Annotated in this window: 2 protein-coding genes; one reads left to right on the top strand and one right to left on the bottom strand. The window is 51.6% G+C overall.

What is annotated here, in order from left to right; genetic code table 11:
- Positions 1-6: 6 nt before the first annotated feature.
- The gene (locus tag GEI7105_RS29450; protein WP_035492461.1) at positions 7-195 is read right to left on the bottom strand and encodes a hypothetical protein; all 189 of its coding nucleotides are present in this window, start codon (positions 193-195) and stop codon (positions 7-9) included.
- Positions 196-270: 75 nt separating this feature from the next.
- Here GEI7105_RS29450 and GEI7105_RS40400 point away from each other — a divergent pair, with 75 nt between their 5' ends.
- Complete coding sequence (locus GEI7105_RS40400; RefSeq protein ID WP_083862333.1) at positions 271-426, top strand: endonuclease domain-containing protein; 156 nt, start codon at positions 271-273, stop codon at positions 424-426.
- The last annotated feature ends 148 nt before the right edge of the window (positions 427-574 follow it).

Here is a 574-nt window from a genome sequence, read left to right as displayed (position 1 = left end):
CGTCCGCTACGAGTCTGGCTGCTTTGGGCAAAAAATAGGGACCAGTTCCGGGCCAAGGGTTTCGAGCCAGTGGTCGCGCAGGCTCAGCTCGATGCTCTCGAAGTCTTGGACTTTCTCTTTAGGGGTATTTTGGTACAGGATATCGGCGATCGTCTCGGCAGCTTGTTTGAGTTGTTGACGTTCTTCTGGGGTCATTGACGACTGGGGAATGCTTTCCTCTCTATTCTCGAACCTCTGTCAATGCGTATTTCTACTCATTGCATTAACTAGATGCTCCCTTTTACGCCAGAGGGTCGAGAACGCGATCTTCAACGCACTGCTCGACTTGAAAGTTATGGTCTCAGGGTCATCCGGTTTACGAATGCTGAAGTTCTTGATGAGTTTGATGCGGTATGCGAGGTGATTTCTCAATACCTCACTTTTTGAGGGAATCCCCCCTCAGTCCCCCCTTGGGAAGGGGGGAGGTGGTTGAAAGGAAAGTCCCCTTGGCAAATATATCAGCTAACCCAAAGCTCCCCTTGGCGAGTACGTCAGCCAACCCAAAGCCCCCCTTTAAAAGGGGGGTTGGGGGGAT

This window comes from Baaleninema simplex PCC 7105, from assembly GCF_000332355.1.
In the GTDB taxonomy this organism is placed as follows: domain Bacteria; phylum Cyanobacteriota; class Cyanobacteriia; order Cyanobacteriales; family Geitlerinemataceae; genus Baaleninema; species Baaleninema simplex.
Note: the sequence above shows the minus strand (reverse complement) of the source record. Positions and strands in the feature narration are given on the sequence as shown.

What these genes read in the sequence shown, in the direction of transcription:
- GEI7105_RS29450 (WP_035492461.1), bottom strand. Translation starts at nt 195, where the DNA reads ATGACCCCAGAAGAACGTCAACAACTCAAACAAGCTGCCGAGACGATC.
- GEI7105_RS40400 (WP_083862333.1), top strand. Translation starts at nt 271, where the DNA reads ATGCTCCCTTTTACGCCAGAGGGTCGAGAACGCGATCTTCAACGCACT.